A 20638-nucleotide genomic window follows, 5' to 3' on the forward strand; every position below is an offset into this window, starting at 1 on the left:
CGGCGATCCCGGACGCAATCCGGATCGAGGATCTCACGGGCGCGGCGCTGGTCGCCGCGCTCGATGCTCTGGCGGACCTGCGCATCGCCGTCTTTCGGGCCTTCCCCTATCTCTATGAAGGCACACGCGCCTATGAGCGCGACTATCTGACCGCCTATGCCGACAGCCCCGGCGCGCTCATCGTCGGGGCCTTTGCCGGCGATCAACTGGTCGGCGCCGCCACCGCCGCGCCGATGGCCGACCATGCCGCCGAATTTGCCGCACCATTCGAAGCGCGGGGCATCGATATCGGCCGGGTCTATTATTTCGGCGAATCGGTGCTGCTGCCCGAATGGCGCGGCCATGGCGTGGGCCACGCCTTTTTCGACCGGCGGGAGGCGAAGGCGCGGGAACACGGCTTTGCCATGGCCAGCTTCTGCGCCGTCATCCGCCCGGCCGACCACCCTGCCCGCCCCACCGATTACAGCCCCCTCGACCCTTTCTGGCGCAAGCGCGGCTTTGCGCCGGTCGACGGGCTGACCACCCGCTTTGTCTGGCGCGATGTCGGCGCGGCGCAGGACAGCGACCATGACATGCAATTCTGGATCAAGCCGCTGGCCTTAGCATCAAGCCTTAACTAAAACCCGTTCGGGCTGAGCCTGTCGAAGCCCTGTCCTGTTCTTAGAAAAGTGAAACCCTTCGACAGGCTCAGGGCGAACGGATACATAAGTGACCCAGATTTCTCGCACGTTTCTGTAAAGCCCTAGACTACGGCCGGTTCCAACAGGCGGATCGTCCCCGCGCTCGCGTCCATTTCCGCCTGCACGCCGATCGGCAGGCAATATTGGTCCGCGACATGGCCGAACTGGCCGCCCTGAAAGGCAGGAATGCCCAGTGGTTCCAGATGCTGTTGCAGCACTTCCGACAGGGTGAAGCCGCCATAGCTGGCCCCCGCCGCGCCGCAATCGGTGCACTGGCCGAACGCCACGCCCTTGAGCTTGCCAAGCACTCCGGCGAGCTTCAACTGCGTCAGCATCCGGTCGATGCGATAGGGCTGCTCGCCAATATCCTCGATAAACAGGATCGCACCGGTAAAATCGGGCAACCAGGGCGTCCCCATCAGCGCCGCCAGCACGGTCAGGTTGCCGCCCAGCAACCGCCCGCGCGCCACGCCGGGGCGGAAGGTGCGAATGCGCCCGATACGCTGCGCCAGCCGATCCTCATGCCCCTGCGGATTGGCGAAGGTCGGCGTGCCCGCATCGAAGGCGACAGCCCGAAAGGCGTCCCAGCTATATTGGCCCCAGCGGCTCGACGCGACCGGGCCGTGAATCGTGGTGAAGCCCGCCTTGGCGGCGAAGGCCAGATGCAGGGCGGTAATGTCCGAATAGCCGATCAGCAGCTTGGGATTCTTGCGGATCGTCGCAAAATCCAGCAGCGGCAATAGGCGCGCGCAGCCCCATCCGCCGCGCACCGCGAACACCGCCCGCACATCCGGATCAGCGAACATCGCATTGACGTCCGCCGCGCGATCCGCGTCCGTCCCCGCCAGATAGCCATAGCGGTTCGCCAGATGCGGCGCATCCTTGGGCTTCAGCCCCATCGCCCTGATCGTGTCGCGCACCAGATCGAGGTCGAAGGCGTCATCGGTAAAGCCCGCCGGTTCGATCAGGCCGACCGTGTCGCCTTCCCGCAACCGGGGCGGCCGCACCAGCCCCGGCGTTGCCGCCATAGCCGGCATCCACGCCGCCGCCAGCATCGCGCCCAGCCCCATCATCCATCCGCGCCGGTCTGCCTGCATCATCGTCTGCATCGTCAATAGTCGCTCCCATCCTTGTGGCGGTAGGCGCCGCCCGACCAGAGAAGGTCGATATCCGAATAATGGCAATCCCCGGCCGGGGGCCGACCGAAGGCCAGAAAGACGCAATCCGCATCGCCCTCGTTCAGCAGATGATGACCATTGGGCTCGCCCTTGGGGAAAGCCGCCATGTCGCCGGGCGCAAGCGGCGTACGCGCGCCCTCCTCCACCAGCACCGCCCGCCCGGCCAGCAGGACGAGAAATTCATCCTCATCTTCATGCCAGTGGCGGTGCGAGGATGCCGCGCCGGGCTTCAGCACGACATGGCTGACACCGAAATCGCTGAGGCCACTCGCCGGCCCCAGCCTGCGCACCCACCGCCCGGCGACGATGGCCGCATGATCGCCCGGATATCCGGTGCCGTTGCTCTGAACGATGCCATCCAGATCGATTCGGGGCATGGGCTGGTCCTCCTTCTGCCGCTGGCCAAGGGCGCTGGCTTTCGCTAACGCCACGGGATGAGCATGACCAGCAGCAATAATGATGTGGTGGCCCTGGCGCAGCGCCTGCTCGCCTGCCCCTCCGTCACCCCCGCGACCGGCCCCGTCTTCGCTGAGATGGAAGCGATGCTGGCGCCGTTGGGCTTTACCGTCGACCGCTTTGTCGTGGGTGAAGCGCCCGACGGTCCGGTCGAAAATCTGCTGGCATGGCGCACCACGGGCGCGGGGCCGCATTTCGCCTTTGCCGGGCATCTGGACGTGGTGCCGCCGGGTCCGGGCTGGGCCAGCGATCCCTTTGCGCCGGAGATTCGCGGCGACCTGCTCTACGGACGCGGGGCGGTGGACATGAAGGGATCGATCGCCGCTTTCGTCGCGGCGCTGGCCGACCTGCCCGACGATCTGCCCGGCACGATCAGCCTGATCATCACCGGGGATGAGGAAGGCCCGGCCGTCTATGGCACGCTGGCGCTGATGGACCGGATGGCGGCGCGCGAATTGCGCCCGGACATGTGCCTGGTCGGCGAGCCGACATCGTCCCAGCGACTGGGCGACGTGGTGAAGATCGGCCGGCGCGGGTCGGTGAATATGTGGATCAAAGTATCCGGATCGCAGGGCCATGTCGCCTATCCCCATCTGGCCGACAATCCGATCCCGAAGCTGGTGCGCATCCTGACGGCGATCGAGGCGGAAGTGCTGGACGAAGGGACCGACTGGTTCCAGCCCAGCAATATCGAGATCACCGATCTGGACGTCGGCAATGCCGCCCATAATGTGATCCCCGGCGCGGCGACCGCGCGCATTTCGATCCGCTTCAACGATCAGCATAGCGGCGCATCGCTGATCGAGCGGATCAAGGCGATCGCCGCGACCGAAGGCGGCACGGTGGAAGCGCGGATCAGCGGCGAATCCTTCCTGACCCAGCCGGGCGCCTTCAGCGACCTGATCAGCGGCGCCATCCGCGACGTGACCGGCATCGACACCGAATTGTCGACCACCGGCGGCACGTCCGACGCGCGCTTCCTCTCGCGCCTGTGCCCGGTGGCGGAATTCGGCCTCAACAACGCCACCATGCACAAGCTGGACGAAGCGGTCGCGGTGCAGGACCTGCGCGATTTGCAGCGCATCTATGCGCTGGTGCTGGAACGCGCGCTGGGCTGACCGGCGGCGCACCGGACGCGACAGGCCGAAGTTCACAGTGTCGTCGGGCTGTGTGACGCGAAATGCACCTTTCACGCGCCCGCCAAGCGTCAGGAACGCACCTGTCACGCCACACTAGCCGGGGTGGATGCGCCATCGCGACGCGCCTGCGACGCGCCACATAGGCCACAGTAACGCGCCATCTGCGCGACGGGGCGGGCGTGGGAGTGCGAGAGGAAGCCGACGCTTTCATCCCGCAGGATAGATCAGAGAATTTCCAACATGGAAAGGCTGCTGGAGCAGGGTGAGCTATGACGGGAGGCTATGGGCGAGCGCGATCAGTTTTTGCCGTTCGGCTTGCCATCTGTATTTCTCGAAGTCGGCCCTTAATTGTCGACAGGAAATACCTACCCCATGATGCAAGCATGTTAAGGAGGTCGATGCCGACTATACCGCAGGTTTGAACCTGTCTCCGGTAACTTATTCATAATTCAATGTGGATAGCATCGCGCAATGAGTATTTCTTTGTTCAGGCGCTTTGCCCTCTTACCAATCTCATTGTGGCTGATATCCCTTGTGCTTCCAGCCGCTGGTTGGGGCAAAGGAGAGATGGGACCAGGATGGCAAATCCTCCTTTTAGGCTGGATGGGCTTACTCAATGCACAATTCGGATGGGTCGCAAACATAGCATTTGCTTGCTCCATTCCTCCTATCATGAGTGATCGGCAGCCGTCATCGACAGGTCAATTCGTCCTCAGCCTCGCTCTCGCGCTTCCTACTTTACAAGCGCTTTTTTGGTCGAAGGTCCACACCGATCAAGGCGACTATGCAGTCGAAGTTGGGGTCGGATACTATGTGTGGCTATTAGCAATGTTTATTCAGATAATCTTTCTGAATGCGGCACGACGTAGCCCGGATGCGTAACGTCCGTGCGTCTAACCTATGAAATTTATTCAGATGCTAAACGCCTGCATTCGCAGTTTGAACTCCAAAGCAGCCATTCCGCAATCCACCCAACTCCGTCATTCCCGCGCAGGCGGGAACCCATCTCCCAACCTGTCAGCGAGGGGGAAAGGCGAGAGATGGATCCCCGCCTTCGCGGGGATGACGGTGGATATGGAGATGACGGGGGATATGAGGGGCGCCCTCACTCGATCGCCACTTCGAATATGACATGTACAGGGCTTGAGCTGAACAAAGCATCTAACGGGAAGGCAACGCCTCCCCGGCCTACTCCCTACCCCGCATCCCGGGCCAGCAGCGCTGGCTGGCCGCCGAACTGCGCCAGATAATCCTGCTCCCCCGTGGGGCGTGCCAGATGATAACCCTGGAACAGGGTACAGCCGATGATGCGCAGCACGTCCATCTGCGCCTCGCTCTCTATCCCTTCGACCACCACTTCCATGCCCAGCCCCTGGATCAGGCCGACGACGGCGGAACAGATGGTGCGCGCCTCGGCCGAAGTGGCGATGTCGCGGACCAGGCTGCGGTCGATCTTCACCCGGTCGACCGGCAATTCCTTCAGGCGCGACAGGTTGGAATAGCCGGTGCCGAAATCGTCTATGGCGATGCGCACGCCATCCTTTCGCAACCCGCGCAACTGCTCCAGCACGCGCGGCTCCATGTCCATCACCAGCGATTCGGTGATTTCCAGTTCCAGCATGGTCGGCGGCGCGGCGTGGGTGGCGATGGCGTGGCGCAGGCGCAGGAAGAAATCGGCCTGGCCCAGTTCGCGGGTCGAAATATTGATCGCGATCCGCTGGCTGATCCCGGCCTGCGACCAGCGGGCGGCGGTCTGGCACACGCGGCCCATCACCCAGTCGCCCAGCGCGACGATGGTGCCGCTCTCCTCCGCGATCGGCACGAAGGCGCCGGGCATGACCAGATCGCGCTGCGGATGCGCCCAGCGCACCAGCGCTTCGGCGGAAACGGCGCGGCCGCTGGCCACATCGATCTGCGGCTGGAATTCCAGCAGAAACTCGTCCCGTTCCAGACCGCGCAGCAGTTCGCGCTCCAGCTCCGCCCGGTCTTCCGCTTCCAGCGCAAGTTGGTCGGTATAGATTTCGGTGCGGCCGCGCCCCTGATGCTTGGCATGATACATGGCGATATCGGCCGCGCGCAGCAATTCGGTCAGACTGTCCCCATGATCGGGGCAACAGGCGATGCCGATCGACGCGCCGAGATCGACATGCTGGCTGCCAAGATCGAACCGCTCGCCCAGCGCGAACTGGATGGCGCGCGCGATTCGCTGCGCCGCCGCCAGTCCCGACAGATGCGGGAAGAACATGGTGAATTCGTCGCCGGCCAGCCGCCCGATAACCCCGTCGCCGCCACCGGCGCTGACCTGCGCCATTACGACTTCGCGCAGGCGGCCGGCGACGCGCGCCAGCAACTGGTCGCCCGCCGCATGGCCCAGCGTGTCATTGACCGCCTTGAACCCGTCCAGATCGATGAAGAGGAGCGCCCCTATGCCATCGGCAGGCCGCTCCGCCAGCAGCCGCTCCACCTGTCGGCAGAAGCTGGTGCGGTTGGCAAGGCCGGTAATCTGGTCGAACAGCGCCAACGCCTGAACATGGTCCAGATTGGTGCGAACCTGGCTGAACAGGCTTTCCATCGCCACCGACAGGTCCGGCAATTCCTGCCCGATGTCGCCGGGCACCGGCGATTGCAGGTCGCCATGGGCGGCGGACAGCAGACGTTCGGTCGCGGCGTCGATGGCGGTCGCGGTCGTGGCGATGGTGCGCCGGGCCGACGCCCAGCTCATCGTGCCGCATAAAATGGCGATGATCAGCGATCGACCGACCTGTTCCAGATCATCTTCCTGCCCCGGCGTATAGCCCAGCACCAGCGACAGGATGAAGACCAGCGCCCCTGCGGCACAGGCGAAGGCAGCGGCGCGGCTTTTCAACGTCACGCCCCGCATGTGCCTCCCTGCCCCCGCTGTCGGCCCCGATGCGGGACGCCCGATCAGCGGGATATGAAGGACGGTGGTTAAGAAAGGGTCAGCACGGGCGGCGAAAACGCCTATTTCTTGCGGCGCAGGATCAGATAGAGCGCGCCCGTGCCGCCATGGCGCGGATGGGCGACGCGGACGCTGGCGATGCGGTCGGCATAGGGGCTGGTTTCCAGCCAGTGGCCGATTTCGCCGCGGATCGCGCCGCGCCGGGCCTCGCCCCCGCTGGCGGCGGCCTTGGGCGGTTTTCCGGTGACGACCAGCAGCACGCGCGCACCCTGCGCCAGCGCGGCGGACAGCGCATGGTTAAGACGCGCATGAGCCGCCGACAGGCTGTGCCCGTGCAGGTCGATGCTCATTTCCGGGATGATCGCGCCGCTACGGATGCGCCGCTCCCAGCCATTGTCGAGCATCGCGGCGGGCGCTCTTTGCGGCGGCGCAGCGACCGGGCCGGGGGGCGGGACCGTTAACCTTTTCTTGGCCGGCGTCGGCAACGGCGCGACTGGCAGAGGCGCGTGGCGCAGGGACGGCATCGGCACGGGCGCACGGATCGGCCGCACCGAACGGGTCAGCGCGGTCCAGAGCGCCTCTTCCTCGACAGACAGGCGCCGCCGGACCATGGATCAGGGCTTGGCGAGGCGCGCGGCCGATCCGATCGGCAGCAGAATAAGCGCACTGCCCCGCGCCGACATGCCCCCGGCAATGCCACGCGCACGGGCGCCCGCGCCCCAGAAGCTGTCGAACCGATTCGCGCCCTTGATCGCGCCGCCGGTATCCTGCGCGATCCAGATGCCGTTGGGCTCGCTCCGGTCGAGCGAGAGCAGCACCGGCGCGCCCAGCGGGATGAATTTCGGGTCGGCCGCAACGGTGGCTTCGGGCGTGACGGGCACACCCAGCGCGCCGAGCGGACCCGCGCCGGTCAGTTCGCGGAAGAAGACGAAGCTCTTATTCTCGTTCATGATTCCCGCGCCCTCGACCGGGTGGGCGCGCAGATATTGCATGATGTCCTGCATCGACCCGGCCTGAATCAGGCCACGATCCTTCATCAGCTTGCCGATGCCGGTATAGTCGCGGCCATTCTGCCCGTCATAGCCGATGCGCATGACACCGCCGCCGGGCAGGTTCAGCCGGCCGCTGCCCTGCACCTGAAGGAAAAAGAATTCGACCGGATCGGCGGCATAGGCCAGTTCGAGGCCGCGCCCGGCGAGCGTACCCGCCACGATCTGACTGCGTTCGTCATAGGGGACGAACTTGCTGCCCTGCACCTTGCCCCGGATCGACTTGCCCTTGAGCGCATCGTTGAACTGGCCGAGGTCGACATCGATCAGGTCGGTCGGGCGGCGATAGATGGGGACGGCATAGCCGGGCTGCTGGGTGCGCGAACCGGCGATTTCCGGCTCATAATAGCCGGTGACGAAGGCGGTGCCGTCACCGACCTGCACCGCTTCGAAATAGCGGGCGAAAAATTCGGCGGCGGAGGCTTCGGGCCAGCTGGAGGCTGCGGCGCAGCTATTGTTCCAGTCGGACCCGCGCGTCAGGCCGCTCTGGTCGGCGCGGCGCATCAGCGTGGGGCAGGACAGGCGGAAGGCCTGAAGCGCCAGACGGGCGCGCTCGCCCGAAGGCATGAGGCTGGCGATATCCGGCCCGCGCGTCACGCCCATGCCAGCCGCCGTGCTCTTGTCGAACGCGGGGTCGGCAGGAAGATCGACCGGCAAGGTGGGACGCGGCGTGGCGGGCACGGGGCGGGTCGCGCCCTCCCCCGACGGCGCGGGACGCGGCGTCGATGGCCCACCGGCAGAGGGCGGAATGACGCCACCCGCGCAGGCGGACAGCAGCAACGCCGCAAGCAGTGCGGCTCCCGACTGGCGACGCATCATGCTGCGATCATGCTTCGTCGGTTTCGCTGAGCTTCCAGTTGGGATCGGCGCTGCGCATGTCGCGGCTGAAGGTCCAGATATCCTTGGTGCCGATGGCGTCAGTCAGCGATCCGGCGATCACCATGCCATCCTTGTCGCGGGTCACGGCGGAAATATCCGCTTCGAACCGCAGGGTGACTTCGGCGATCCGGCCGTTGATCGAGGCTTCGAGGATCTGCGCTTTTTCGATGCGCACCAGACGATTGTCGAGCACATGGCCATCGGCTTCACGGGCCGCGATCGCTTCTTCGAAGGAGCCCAGCACATCGGCGTCGCACAACCAGGCCAGTTCTTCGCGATCACCGCGCCAGAAGGCTTCCAGCACCATCTTGTAGGCGCTCTTTGCGCCTTCCACGAACTGCGGCACGTCGAAATTGCGATCGGCGGCGATCAGCGCGCGCACGCCGGTTTCGGCACCCGGCGCGATCAGCCCTTCGGCCAGTCGAACCGAATCGCCGCTATTCTGCCCGACGGGGGCGGGCTGAAGTACTGTAACCTTGGGCCGGTCCTCGGCCGGACGCAGCGCGGGCTCCTGCTCATGCCCCGTGCGCTTGCCAAGGACAGAGTAAAGCCGAAGCGCCAGAAAACCGGCAATCATGGCGAGGATTACGATCACATACACGGAAGGCTATACCCTTTTCGTGGGACAATGTTCCGGCCAACATAGGCATGTTTGCGCGCAACTTCAAATAGAGGCTTGCCCTTAACCGTCCTGCGCCGCCATTGCTCCACCCTGCGCGCCCTGCTAAGCGCGCTGATCGAGATATCCGGGGCCTGATCGCCGCCGGATCAGCAAGGAAAGTCAAGGAAGAGCATGGCCGACGAAGCGGATCACATCACCACCAACATCGGCAATGGCGCCGACACCGCGCCGCAGATCGCCCTGATCAGCCAATATGTGAAGGATCTGTCGTTCGAAAACCCGAACGCTCCGGCTGTCTACCAGTGGCAGGACCAGCCGCAGATCGACGTGCAGTTCAACATCGGCGCCGAGCGCGTGGGTGACGAAGTGCTGGAAATCGCGCTGAAGATCGAAGTGAAGGCCGTGGCGCCGCAAGGCACCGCCTTTGCCGCCGAACTGCTCTATGCCGCCCTGTTCGGCATGCGCAACGTGCCCGAAGAGCAGATCCAGCCCTTCATGCTGGCTGAAGCCCCGCGCCTGATCTTCCCCTTCGCCCGCCGCGTGCTGGCCGATGCGATTCGCGATGGCGGCTTCCCGCCGCTGCTGCTGGACCCGATCGATTTCGGCGCGCTGTATCTTCAGCAGGCCGAGCAGATGGAAGTGACCGCAGGCGAGCCGGCCGGCCACGCCTGATTATATACGCAAAACCGTTCGTGCTGAGTAGGGACTGAGCTTGCCGAAGGCCCGTATCGAAGCATCCGTGCAACTGTCCTTCGATACGCCACTTCGACTTCGCTCAGTGGCTACTCAGGACGAGCGGATTTTGCTTATCAAAAGGCTTTGGTCATGAAACTGATCAAAGCCCTCGGCTCCGTCGGGGGCCTCACCCTCGCCAGCCGCGTCCTAGCGCTGGTGCGCGATTCGCTGGCGGCGCGCTATGTCGGCGCGGGCTTCGCGTCGGACGCTTTCAACGGCGTCGCCTTCCGCCTGCCCAACATGTTTCGCGCGCTCTTTGCCGAAGGCGCCTTTTCCGCCGCCTTCATCCCGCTGTTCAACAAGAAGGCAGCGGGCGAAGGCGGATTACCCGCGGGGTATGACTTTGCCGAGCGGGCGCTGGCGGTGCTGCTGCCGGTCCTGATCCTGTTCACCGTCCTCCTGATCGCCGCGGCCTGGCCGATCACCTGGGCATTATCGGGCGGTTTTTCGCGGCAGAACCCGACGGCGGAGCAATTTGCCTTCGCCGTCACTTTGTCGCGCATCACCATTCCCTATCTGGCGCTGATCAGCCTTGCCTCGCTGCTGGGCGGAATCCTCAATTCGCTCGACAAATTCTGGGTCAATGCCGCCGCCCCCATCCTGCTGAACGTCGCGATGATCGCGGGCCTGTGGTTCTTCCACGGCGCCGACGAATATGAGACGGCGCGGGTACAGGCCATGTCGGTGACGATCGGCGGCGCGCTGCAACTGCTGTGGCTGATCTGGGCCTGCAAGCGCGCGGGCGTATCGATGAAGCTGAAGCGGCCGCGCCTGGATGACGACGTGCGCGAATTGCTGCGCAAGATTTTGCCCGCCGCCGCCGGCGCGGGCGCGTCACAGATCAACCTGCTGATCTCCACTGCCCTGTCGGGCTGGCTGCTCGCCTCCGGCTCCATCACCTATATCTATTATGCGGATCGCTTGAATCAGCTGCCGCTGGGGCTGATCGGCATCGGCCTTGGCACCATCCTCCTCTCCACCATTTCGCGCATGCTGTCCAAGGGGCAGGAGGCGGAGGCGATGGAGACGCAGAATCGCGGCATCGAACTGGCGCTGTTCCTGACCCTGCCCGCGACCGTCGCCTTCCTGACCGTGGCCGAACCGATCGTGCGCGGGCTGTTTCAATATGGCCGCTTTACCGCGCAGGATGCGCAGGCTTGCGGCTGGGCGCTGTCTGCCTTTTCGATCGGCCTGCCCTCCTACGTGCTCGTGAAGGTGCTGACGCCCGGCTATTATGCGCGGGGCGACACCAAGACCCCGGTGCGCTACGCGATGCTGTCGATCGCGATCAACATCGTGGGCAATCTGCTGCTGATCCCCGCGCTGGCGCCATTGGGCATCGGCCATGTCGGTCCGCCGCTGGCGACGGCCCTGTCCTCCAGCGTCAATGTGATGATGCTCTACACGACGCTGGTGGCGCGTGGCCATTTCGCGATGGACGCGCAACTCAAGCGCCGCCTGCCACGGCTGGCGGCCGCCGCCATCGTCATGGGCGGAGCGCTTTGGGCGGGCAAAGGACTGTTCGATCCCTGGCTGACGGGCGCGATGGCGCAACGCTATGTGGCGCTCAGCCTGCTGGTCGGGGCGGGCATAGTGCTTTACGGGCTGGCATCCATCGTCACCGGAGCCTATCGGCTGTCCGACATCAAGGCGCTGATGCGCCGCAAAAGTGCAACCTGAAGAAGAAGAGAAGTATAATGCGCGTCCTCTCCGGCATCCAGCCCACCGGCAATCTGCACCTTGGCAACTACCTCGGCGCGATCCGCAACTGGGTGCGCATGCAGGATGAGATGGACGATCAGAGTCAGTGCTTCTTCTTCCTCGCCGACATGCACAGCATCACCGTGCATGAGGGGCGCGAGCAGCGCATCCGCAATGTCCGCGACATGGCCGCCGCGCTGGTCGCCGCCGGGATCGATCCGGACCGCAGCGTGCTGTTCAATCAGGCGCGCGTCCCCGCCCATGCGGAGCTGTGCTGGTTGCTGAACGGCACGGCGCGGATCGGCTGGCTCAACCGCATGACCCAGTTCAAGGACAAGGTGGGCAAGGACCGCGAAGGCGCGTCGATCGGCCTGTTCGTCTATCCGGTGCTGCAAGCCGCCGACATCCTGCTCTATAACGCGACCCATGTGCCGGTGGGCGAGGACCAGAAGCAACATCTGGAACTGTGCCGTGATATCGCGACCAAGTTCAATACCGACTTCGGCGTCGACCTTTTCACCCTGCCCGCCCCGATCATCCCCAAGGAATCGGCGCGGATCATGTCGCTGCGCGACGGTACGGCGAAAATGTCGAAGTCCGACCCCAGCGACATGAGCCGCATCAACCTGACCGACGATGACGACGCGATCATGGCGAAGGTGAAGAAGGCGAAGAGCGATCAGGAAATGCTGCCCGAAACGGCCGAGGGCCTGACGGGCCGTCCCGAAGCCAGCAATCTGATCGGCATCCTGGCGACGCTGACCGGGCGGACGACCGACGCAGTCTGCGCCGAATTTGCGGGCAAGGGCTTTGGCGCGTTCAAGCCGGCGCTGGGCGAAGTGCTGGTCGAAACGCTGCGCCCGATTCGCGAACGTTTCCTGGAGTTGCGCACCGACGATGCGGCGCTCGACGCGATCCTGGACAAGGGCGCGGCCAAGGCGAAGGCAGCGGCCGAACCGACCCTGCGTGCCGCCTATGACGCCATGGGTCTGATGCGCTAACGCGCGGGGGGTCTGATGCGCTGACGCGCGGGGGGTCTGATACGTTGACCCGTACTGATGCATGAAAGCAACAGGGCCGCCCGAAAGGACGGCCCTTTTTTTGTCGGACGACGGAATAGCCGCACTCGCGTCGTCGTATCTGCGAGAACATGGTTCTGCGCCCGTTCGATGGGTTCGTGCGTTCAAACGATGTTCAGTTGCGTTCTGCTATCGCAGGGCGCTAATAAGGACTCAGGCGCATCGCCTGATACAGGACGTAAAAACATGGCTCGTTTCAACAAGATCGGTCTGTTCGCAGCGCCTGCCCTGGCGCTGGTGGCATTGTCGGGCTGCACCACTGGCTTTAAGGCCGATGTCGCTCGTTTCCAGCAATTGCCCGCACCCGCAGGCCAAAGCTATACCGTCGTCGCCGACGATCCCAAGCTGGCGGGCGGTCTCGAATTCGCCCATTATGCCGATATGGTCGGGCAGCGCCTGGCGCAGACCGGTTATGTCGCCGCCAGCGACCCGGCCCGCGCCGACCTGATCGTGCGCGTCTCTTATGATGTCGACAATGGTCGCGAAAAGGTCCGCTCGACCGGAGGCTTCGGCGGTGGTTATGGCGGATGGGGTGGTCCGTGGGGCGGCGGCTTTGGCGGTCGCTGGGGTCGTCCCTGGGGCTATGGCTTCTATGATCCCTGGCTGTTCGGCGGCGCCGGTTATAACGACGTGTCGAGCTACACCGTCTACACCAGCGATCTCAGCATGAAGATCGACCGCGCAGCCGACAATCGCCGCCTGTTCGAAGGCAAGGCGAGCGCCCAGTCGCTGTCGAACAAGCTGACCTATCTGGTGCCGAACCTGATCGACGTGATGTTCACCAACTTCCCCGGCCAGAGCGGGGAAAGCGTGAAGGTGACGCTGCCGCCTGAAAAGAAGAGCTGACGGCAAGTTCGCACGGCATGAAAAAGCCCGGCGCTCCATGGGCGCCGGGCTTTTTCGTTGGGCGGATGGTCGCACCCGTTGCTTACACCGCGTTCTTTCGCGCGATCGCCCCCAATATGGCGGCACTGGGCTTGGGCGTCCGCGCGAAGGTCGTGCGGTCCAGACTGTGCAGCCCGAATTTTGGACCATAGCCAAACACCCATTCGAAATTGTCGACCAGCGACCAGTGGATATAGCCCTTCACCGGCACGCCTTCATCCATAGCCTTCTTCAATTCGGTGAGGGCTGCGGGAATCAGGCGGGCGCGAATCCGGTCGTCACTGGCATTGACCCCATGTTCGGTCACGATCACCGGCACGCCGCTAACCTGATGGGCATAGCGCACCGCGCCAGCCAGCGAAGCCGGATAGACTTCCGATCCCGCGTCATTCACTTCGACGCCCTTGGGCGGAGGCAAACGCCCTTTGTCGTCCCACAGCGACCGTTCATAATTTTGCACGCCAACGAAATCATTGCCCCGCGCCGCCAGCAGCCATGGTTCATAGAGTTTCCGGCGCATCGCATCGCGGATGCTGCTGCGCCCCACAGGCTGATCGTCGATGATCGCCAGGCTTACCCCGACCGGCAGGTCGGACCGCACCGCCTTGATCGCCGCGCGCGCCGCCTTGTGCGCGGCCAGCATATTGGCCGTCGTGGTCGGCACATCCTCGATCCACAGCGCATTGCCGGCCTGAAACTTCGCCACGCCATGGGCCTTCGCCGCAGCGGCCTGCATAGCCCGATCGGCATCCATCAACTTGTCGCCGATGCCGGGCGGCAGCACGATGTCCAACAGTCCGGTCAGGTTCGGCTCATTCAGGGTCAGCGCATGGCTGATCCCGCCCGCCAGATGCCGTGCCGCCCGGTTGCAATAGCGGGCGAAGAGATCCGGCGACTGCGGATTAGCCCAGCCGCCCTGCGCCGCGAACCAGGCCGGCGTCGAAAAATGGTTGAAGGTGACGACCGGCTCCAGCCCGCGCGCCCGGCAGCCTTCAATCATCGCCTTATAATGATCGAGCATGGCGACCGAAAATTCGCCCTGCGCCGGTTCGATTCGCGCCCATTCCAGACTGAACCGATAGCTGTTGAGGCCCATGGCCTTCACCAAATCCATGTCGGTCGGCCACAGGACGAAGCTGTTGGCCGCATCGCCCGAGGATTCGACATAGACGCTGGGTTTGCTGTGCTCCATCACCCAGATGTCGCTGTTGATATTATTGCCCTCGACCTGATGCCCGGCCGTGGCGGCGCCCCACAGGAAGCCCTTGGGGAAAGCCGGATCAACCCCTGCCTTCTTCGCCGCAAGGGCGGGTGCGGCGGCGCTGGCCGCGACGGCCGCCAGCAAGGTTCGACGATCCAGCATATCCTTCTCCCTGTCCGATCCGGATCTATGGTGATCCACTATTTTCAGAACTATTATTCTTAATCTAAAACAACAAGGCGGAAGAATGGGAATCGTCTGGCACCAGTTGCCCGACACCGGGCAGCGCATCATTTTTCGCTGTTCCATCAAGGGGGATAGCGGATAGCCTGCCGCGACCCGTTGCCTTTCAGGCAAGCCTTAGAGGAAAGTCCGCCGCATGTCCCTGACCGTCCGTATCCTGATCGCCCTTGTGCTGGGGCTGGGCTGCGGCATCGCCCTGGCCGAAATGGGCGGGGCATGGGAGGCCGATGTCGTCGCGGTGGCGCAACCGATCGGCAAGGCCTGGCTGGGCGGGCTTCAGATGCCACTGATCCCGTTGATCTTCGCTCTGCTCGTCACCGGCATTACCCAGGCGGCCACGACCGCGCGGACCAATGGCATGGCCGGGCGCGCGATCGGCCTCTTCGCCATCCTGCTGGTCGCCTCCGCCGCCGTCGCCGCGCTGGTCGGCCCGCTGATGCTGCATTTCTGGCCCGTTCCAACGGGAGCCGTCGGGGCGCTGGCGGGCTCTGGCCCGATCGCGGAAGTGCCGGACGTGCGCCCGTCGGCCGAATGGCTGCTGGGCTTCATTCCGGTGAACCCGCTCAAGTCGGCAAGCGAGGGGCAGGTGGTCGCCGTCGTCCTGTTCGCGCTGATCTTTGGCTTTGCCGTCACCCGCATCGCGCAGGAACGCCGCGCAATGCTGACCGATTTTTTTCAGGCGCTGGCGGACGCACTGCTGGTCGTGGTCGGCTGGGTCTTGTGGCTGGCGCCGCTTGGCGTGTTCGCGCTGGCACTGGTCGCGGGCGCACGCTCCGGCCTCGCGACGGCGGGCGCGCTGCTCCATTATATCGGCTTCATCGTGCTGATCTGCGTCGTGGTGACGCTGCTGGTCTATCCGCTGGTGATGATCGCGGGGCGAATCGCCCCCGGCCGCTTCATCCGCGCCGCGATCCCCGCGCAGGCCATCGCCTTCTCGACCCAAAGCTCGATCGCTTCGCTGCCCGCGATGATTCAGGCCTGTGACGGGCCGCTCTCTGTGCGAGAAACGACGCGCAGCATCGTGCTACCGCTCGCCATCTCGCTGTTCCGGATCACCAGCCCGCCCGCCAATCTGGGCGTCGCCCTCTATGTGGCGGCAATGAACGGCGTGGTGCTCGGCCCGACGCAACTGATCATGGGGGTGCTGGTCGCCGCCATCGTCAGTCTGGCGGCGGTGGGCCTGCCCAGCCAGATCACCTTCTTCACCACCACCGGCCCCATCTGCCTCGCCATGGGCGTGCCGGTCGAGGCGCTGCCGCTGTTGCTGGCGGTCGAAACCGTGCCCGACATTTTCCGCACCGTCGGCAATGTCACCGCTGACATGGCGACGGCGCGGATCGTAGATCAGACTGGCGGTCCATCAACGCAGTAATCTGACGTTTAGGGCGCCCGCCGCGCCGTGACGATCTTCACCGGGCTTTCCAGCATCTGCCCCTTCATCACGCCCTCCCCCGCCGTCGGGGATTTCGGGGCGATCAGAATGGCCTTCGCCACATCCAGCCCCTCGACCACATGGGCGAAGACGGCAAAGCCGACATTGTCGCCGGGTGCGTCGGGATGCGCATCCATCGCGGGCATCTTGCCCAGCACGATGAAGAAGTCGCCCGTCGCGCTGCCCGGCGCATAGCGGGCCATCGACAGCGCGCCATCATCATGGGCAAGGCCGGTCTGGGTCGTGGGTTCATGCTTGATCGGCGGCAGGATGCGCTTGGGGTCATTCTGCGCCCCGCCCTGGACGAAGCCATAATCAGGTGCGCCGACGCCGCGATAAAATTGCGCGCCGTCCAGCCGCTTCTGATCGACATATTTGAGGAAATTGCCGCCGGTGATCGGCGCCTTGTCGGCATGGACCGCGATCACGATCCGTCCCTTGTCCGTTTCCAGCGCCACCCGCACATCGCCGGGCGGTGGAGGCGCCGCCGGGGACTGGGCCGCAGCGGGCGAAAGGGTGAGCAGGGCGAGGAGCGCTAGGGCAATCTGGCGAATCATGCCGCCAGCCTAATCGCTCCTGCCGTCAACGCCAGAGGCGGCGTTCAGCCTTCCAGCAGACGCTGCAAGGCGCGGACGTCGGCATCCATGTCGGGATTGCTTTCGCGCAGCGCCTCGATCGTTTTCACGGCATGGATCACCGTGCTATGATCGCGTCCGCCAAAGATACGGCCGATTTCCGGCAGCGAACGCGGCGTCATCTTCTTGGCGAGATACATGGCGACCTGACGCGGCCGGGCGACGGCGCGCGCACGACGTTTGGAGCGCATTTCGGACGGGTCGATCTTGAAATGGGCGGCGCAGGCCTTCTGGATTTCGTCCACGGTCAGGCGGCGGGCATTGGCGCGCACCGTATCGGCCAGCATCTGCTGCGCAAAGTCGAGATCGATCGAGCGGCCGGTCAACTGGCCATAGGCGACCAGCTTGTTGAAGGCGCCCTCCAGTTCGCGCACGTTCGACCGGATCGAGCGAGCGAGGAAATCGATCACCGCGTCGGGCACGGGCGGATCGCCCGCGACCAGCCGCTTCGATTCGAGGATCGCGAGGCGCAGGTCGAGGCCGGCCGGCTGAATATCGGCAACCAGGCCACCGGCCAGACGCGACAGGATACGCGCGTCGATCGATTCGAGCAGTTGCGGCGCCCGGTCGGCGGTGACGACGATGCGCGCACCGCTATCGATCAGGTCGTTGATCGTGTGAAGAAACTCCTCCTGCGTCGATCCCTTGCCCGCGATGAACTGGATATCGTCGATCAGCAGCAGGCGAGCGGCACGCAGCCGGCCCTTGAACGCCATCGTCTCATTGGCGCGCATCGCATTCACGAATTCCATCATGAAGCGTTCGGCCGACATGTAGAGCACCGGCTCCGAGGGCGAATGGCCGGAGAAGGCCGCCGCGATCGAATGCAGCAGATGCGTCTTGCCCTGCCCCGTGCCGCCATGGATGAACAGCGGGGTAAAGCGCGGCTGCGCCTCGCCTGCCATCGCCTGCGCAGCGGAGAAGGCCAGACGGTTGGTGTCGCCGACGATGAAGTCGGCAAAGCCATGGCGCGGCAGGAAGTTGGAGGCGATGACCGTGGGGGCAGCCTCGGCGGGCAAAGCCGCCTCGACATGCACGACTTCCAGCAGGCGAGGGCCGGTGGCGTCTGGCGCCCGGCGCAGGCGCACTTCGCGCACGCCGACCGACGCACTACGCCACGCCATACGCAGGCGGTCGCCAAACTGACCGGACACGAAATTGGCGCTGAAGTCGCTGGCAACCAGCAGGTCCAGCGTCTGCGAATCGGCGCAATAGTCGCCCAGCCGCACAGGCTTGAGCCACTGGTCGAACATGCGCGCGCCAACGTCGCGACGCAGGCCCGAGCGGATGGCCGTCCAGGCGGATTCCAGGCCCATATCTGCCTGGCTTACCTGTCCATCCTGCCAACCTACCACGCGAACATTATCCTTCATTCTTGCCGACCCACTAAATCTATGCCCCCCGTTTTCGGGCAGGAAAACTCGACGCAAGGAACCTTCCCCGGAAACGCCCCCGTTTCCCGAGTTCCTTGCGACAAATGATCTCACATGACGGCCGCTGAGGTGATTCGACGGCGACCGGATTTCAAAAATAGACGGGGCTGCGCGACCGGATCAAGGGCAGCCCGGTTCAAAAAAGTGAAATAAAGCCGTTGACTCGGCAAACCGACGGGAATCGAGGGAAAAGGAAATTATCTTGTTAAAACAACGTATTATTCACAGACATTTATACCGCAGTGCGTCGAATCGCGGGAAATCCGTCGTTACACAAGAGTTACCGATTCGTGAACAAACGACAAAAGGCCCGCTCCGGTAATCCGGAGCGGGCCTTGTACGCTGTCAGGCGTCAAAGGGTCAGGCGATAGCGCCGACAGCCTTCGTCAGACGGCCGAACTTGCGAGCGGCAGTGTTCTTGTGCAGCACGCCGCGGGCAACGCCACGGGCCAGTTCGGGCTGAACGGCCTGAAGGGCGGTGGCGGCGACATCCTTGTCGCCGGCGGTGATGGCGGCTTCCACCTTCTTCACCAGGGTGCGGATCCGGCTGATGCGGGCGCCATTGATTGCGGCGCGACGCTCGTTGCGGCGGATGCGCTTCTTGGCTTGCGGCGTATTGGCCATTCTATTCCTCGGTTCTCGTCAAATCTCGGGAAGAGGCCCGCCGAAATGCCGACATGCCTCGTGAAGGAGCGCCCCTTACAGGGGATAAAGGCAGGCGTCAACCGCCCGGACCCGCGCTATTTCTGGCATTTCGGGCAGAAGAAGGTGGATCTGCCGCCATCGACTCGGCGCTGCACCGTGCCGCCGCACAGGCAAGGCTGACCTTCGCGGCCATAGACGCGCCATTGTTTGGAAAAATAACCCAGCTCGCCATCCGGCCGCGCATAATCGCGCAGTGTGGAGCCACCCGCGACGATCGCGGCGGTCAGCACCTCCCGAATCGCCTCCACCAGCAGGGCGAGTCGCGGCCGACCGATCTTCCCCGCCGCCCGAGTCGGCGCGATGCCCGCCATGTTGAGCGCTTCGCAGACATAGATATTGCCCAGCCCCGCGACGATCCGCTGGTCCAGCAATGCCGCCTTGATCGACGTCCCCTTGCCCTGGAGCGCGGCGGCCAGCATCGCGACGTCGAAATCCGGCCCCAGCGGCTCCGGCCCCATACGGGTGAAGGGCGAATAAGCCGCCCAAGCCTCCGACCGCACCAGATCGATCGATCCGAAACGGCGTGGGTCATTGAGCGAAAGAAGGTGCCCGCTGCCTGTTTCGATCAGCAGATGGTCATGCGCCCCGATTTCTGTGGGATCGATTCGCCAGCGCCCCGACATGCCGAGGTGAAAGATCATCATGTCGCCGCGATCGGTTTCGATAAGGCCATATTTGGCGCGGCGCGACAGGCCCGTCACCCGCGCGCCGGTCATCCGCTGGCGCAGGTCCACCGGGATCGGCCAGCGCAGGTCCGCACGGCGCGGCTCGACCCGCGTCAGCACGCTATCCTGCAACACGGACCGCAGGCCCGCGACGGTGGTTTCGACTTCGGGAAGCTCAGGCATGATCCGCATCTAGTTATCAGCAGGCAGAATAACCAGCTTCATGGCTGGAACAGCGCTGCATCTATGTCTAGAGGGCTATCATGAGCGAAACAGCATCTTTCGGGTATCGCGACGTCGATGCCGCTGAAAAGGCGGGCATGGTCCGCGAAGTCTTCTCCAATGTGGCGGCCAAATATGACCTGATGAACGACGCCATGTCGGGCGGCGCGCATCGATTGTGGAAGGACCAGTTCGTGCGCCGGGTGAAACCGCGTGCCGGCGAACAGATTCTCGACATGGCGGGCGGCACCGGCGACATCGCATTCCGCATGCACAAGCATGGCGCGCATGTCACCGTGTCGGACATCAATCCCGAAATGCTGGCCGTGGGCGTCGAGCGGGCGCAGAAGAAGGGTCTCGATGGCCTGATCTGGTCCGAACAAAATGCCGAGACGCTGACCTTTCGCGATCGGGAATTCGACGCCTATACGATCGCCTTCGGCATCCGCAACGTGACGCATATCGATCAGGCGCTGCGCGAAGCCAATCGCGTGCTGAAGTTCGGCGGCCGCTTTTTCTGCCTGGAATTTTCGACCACCACATGGCCGGGCTTTTCCGACGTCTATGACGTCTATTCGCACAAGCTGGTGCCGCATCTGGGCAAGCTGTTCGCCAATGATGCCGACAGCTATCGCTATCTGATCGAATCGATCCGCCGCTTCCCGCCGATGCCGAAATTCGAAAGCATGATCCGCGAGGCCGGATTCGTGAATATAAAGGTGGAGCCGATCCTGGGCGGGCTGGTCGCGATCCATTCGGGCTGGAAGATCTGAAGCCCG

At 64.3% G+C, this 20638-nt stretch carries 19 protein-coding genes; 8 read left to right on the forward strand and 11 right to left on the reverse strand.

Annotated features, from left to right (window positions below):
- Positions 1 to 5 precede the first annotated feature (5 nt).
- Entirely contained in the window at positions 6 to 620 is a 615-nt protein-coding gene (locus tag BMX92_RS01605) for a GNAT family N-acetyltransferase (protein ID WP_218145726.1), read from the forward strand.
- Between the two features lie 122 nt (positions 621 to 742).
- On the opposite strand, the gene BMX92_RS01610 is transcribed toward BMX92_RS01605, so the two are convergent.
- Both BMX92_RS01610 and BMX92_RS01615 read right to left on the reverse strand, forming a co-directional pair.
- Positions 743 to 1777: a S66 peptidase family protein gene (locus tag BMX92_RS01610; protein ID WP_093011305.1), complete on the reverse strand. Its 1035-nt coding sequence runs from the start codon at positions 1775 to 1777 to the stop codon at positions 743 to 745.
- Positions 1778 to 1791: 14 nt separating this feature from the next.
- Positions 1792 to 2235: a cupin domain-containing protein gene (locus BMX92_RS01615; RefSeq protein ID WP_093011308.1), complete on the reverse strand. Its 444-nt coding sequence runs from the start codon at positions 2233 to 2235 to the stop codon at positions 1792 to 1794.
- 57 nt (positions 2236 to 2292) lie between these two features.
- On the opposite strand from BMX92_RS01615, the gene dapE reads away from it, so the two are divergent.
- Entirely contained in the window at positions 2293 to 3432 is a 1140-nt protein-coding gene (gene dapE / locus BMX92_RS01620; RefSeq protein ID WP_093010792.1) for a succinyl-diaminopimelate desuccinylase, read from the forward strand.
- A 1216-nt stretch (positions 3433 to 4648) separates the two neighbouring features.
- On the opposite strand, the gene BMX92_RS01625 is transcribed toward dapE, so the two are convergent.
- The 4 genes from BMX92_RS01625 to BMX92_RS01640 all read right to left on the reverse strand — a co-directional run bounded on the left by BMX92_RS01625 (position 4649) and on the right by BMX92_RS01640 (position 8902).
- A complete protein-coding gene (locus BMX92_RS01625; protein ID WP_093010794.1) occupies positions 4649 to 6334 on the reverse strand; it encodes a putative bifunctional diguanylate cyclase/phosphodiesterase in 1686 nt (561 codons plus the stop codon).
- Between the two features lie 101 nt (positions 6335 to 6435).
- Complete coding sequence (locus BMX92_RS01630; protein ID WP_093010796.1) at positions 6436 to 6984, reverse strand: Smr/MutS family protein; 549 nt, start codon at positions 6982 to 6984, stop codon at positions 6436 to 6438.
- A gap of 3 nt (positions 6985 to 6987) precedes the next feature.
- Positions 6988 to 8241 carry a murein transglycosylase A gene (locus tag BMX92_RS01635; RefSeq protein ID WP_093010798.1) on the reverse strand — a complete coding sequence of 418 codons (1254 nt, stop codon included), beginning with the start codon at positions 8239 to 8241 and terminating at the stop codon, positions 6988 to 6990.
- A gap of 7 nt (positions 8242 to 8248) precedes the next feature.
- Positions 8249 to 8902, reverse strand: a complete 654-nt coding sequence (locus tag BMX92_RS01640; RefSeq protein ID WP_093010800.1) for a Tim44/TimA family putative adaptor protein — start codon at positions 8900 to 8902, stop codon at positions 8249 to 8251.
- A 192-nt stretch (positions 8903 to 9094) separates the two neighbouring features.
- On the opposite strand from BMX92_RS01640, the gene secB reads away from it, so the two are divergent.
- The 4 genes from secB (at position 9095) to BMX92_RS01660 (ending at position 13284) form a co-directional block, all read left to right on the forward strand.
- Positions 9095 to 9595, forward strand: coding sequence for a protein-export chaperone SecB (gene secB / locus BMX92_RS01645; protein WP_093010802.1), 501 nt, complete (start codon positions 9095 to 9097; stop codon positions 9593 to 9595).
- A gap of 153 nt (positions 9596 to 9748) precedes the next feature.
- The gene (gene murJ, locus BMX92_RS01650; RefSeq protein WP_093010803.1) at positions 9749 to 11338 is read left to right on the forward strand and encodes a murein biosynthesis integral membrane protein MurJ; all 1590 of its coding nucleotides are present in this window, start codon (positions 9749 to 9751) and stop codon (positions 11336 to 11338) included.
- 17 nt (positions 11339 to 11355) lie between these two features.
- Entirely contained in the window at positions 11356 to 12360 is a 1005-nt protein-coding gene (gene trpS, locus BMX92_RS01655; RefSeq protein WP_093010805.1) for a tryptophan--tRNA ligase, read from the forward strand.
- A 264-nt stretch (positions 12361 to 12624) separates the two neighbouring features.
- Positions 12625 to 13284 carry a DUF4136 domain-containing protein gene (locus BMX92_RS01660; protein WP_093010807.1) on the forward strand — a complete coding sequence of 220 codons (660 nt, stop codon included), beginning with the start codon at positions 12625 to 12627 and terminating at the stop codon, positions 13282 to 13284.
- Between the two features lie 82 nt (positions 13285 to 13366).
- On the opposite strand, the gene BMX92_RS01665 is transcribed toward BMX92_RS01660, so the two are convergent.
- A complete protein-coding gene (locus BMX92_RS01665) occupies positions 13367 to 14686 on the reverse strand; it encodes a family 1 glycosylhydrolase (RefSeq protein ID WP_093010809.1) in 1320 nt (439 codons plus the stop codon).
- Between the two features lie 217 nt (positions 14687 to 14903).
- Between BMX92_RS01665 and BMX92_RS01670 the strand changes: the two genes are divergently transcribed.
- A complete protein-coding gene (locus BMX92_RS01670; protein WP_093010811.1) occupies positions 14904 to 16139 on the forward strand; it encodes a dicarboxylate/amino acid:cation symporter in 1236 nt (411 codons plus the stop codon).
- Between the two features lie 8 nt (positions 16140 to 16147).
- Here BMX92_RS01670 and BMX92_RS01675 read toward each other — a convergent pair whose 3' ends face one another.
- From BMX92_RS01675 to mutM, 4 genes are all read right to left on the reverse strand, one after another.
- The gene (locus BMX92_RS01675) at positions 16148 to 16756 is read right to left on the reverse strand and encodes a peptidylprolyl isomerase (RefSeq protein WP_093010813.1); all 609 of its coding nucleotides are present in this window, start codon (positions 16754 to 16756) and stop codon (positions 16148 to 16150) included.
- Between the two features lie 44 nt (positions 16757 to 16800).
- On the reverse strand, positions 16801 to 18207 hold the full coding sequence (gene dnaA, locus BMX92_RS01680; RefSeq protein WP_093010815.1) for a chromosomal replication initiator protein DnaA: 1407 nt from the start codon (positions 18205 to 18207) through the stop codon (positions 16801 to 16803).
- Positions 18208 to 18627: 420 nt separating this feature from the next.
- The gene (rpsT, locus tag BMX92_RS01685) at positions 18628 to 18891 is read right to left on the reverse strand and encodes a 30S ribosomal protein S20 (RefSeq protein WP_093010818.1); all 264 of its coding nucleotides are present in this window, start codon (positions 18889 to 18891) and stop codon (positions 18628 to 18630) included.
- Positions 18892 to 19007: 116 nt separating this feature from the next.
- Positions 19008 to 19820 (reverse strand): bifunctional DNA-formamidopyrimidine glycosylase/DNA-(apurinic or apyrimidinic site) lyase, encoded by an 813-nt coding sequence (gene mutM, locus BMX92_RS01690; RefSeq protein ID WP_093011311.1) that lies wholly within the window; start codon positions 19818 to 19820, stop codon positions 19008 to 19010.
- Between the two features lie 80 nt (positions 19821 to 19900).
- On the opposite strand from mutM, the gene BMX92_RS01695 reads away from it, so the two are divergent.
- Positions 19901 to 20632 carry a class I SAM-dependent methyltransferase gene (locus BMX92_RS01695; protein ID WP_093010820.1) on the forward strand — a complete coding sequence of 244 codons (732 nt, stop codon included), beginning with the start codon at positions 19901 to 19903 and terminating at the stop codon, positions 20630 to 20632.
- Positions 20633 to 20638: the final 6 nt, after the last annotated feature.

The sequence above is a fragment of the Sphingobium sp. YR768 genome, assembly GCF_900111125.1.
Lineage (GTDB): Bacteria > Pseudomonadota > Alphaproteobacteria > Sphingomonadales > Sphingomonadaceae > Sphingobium.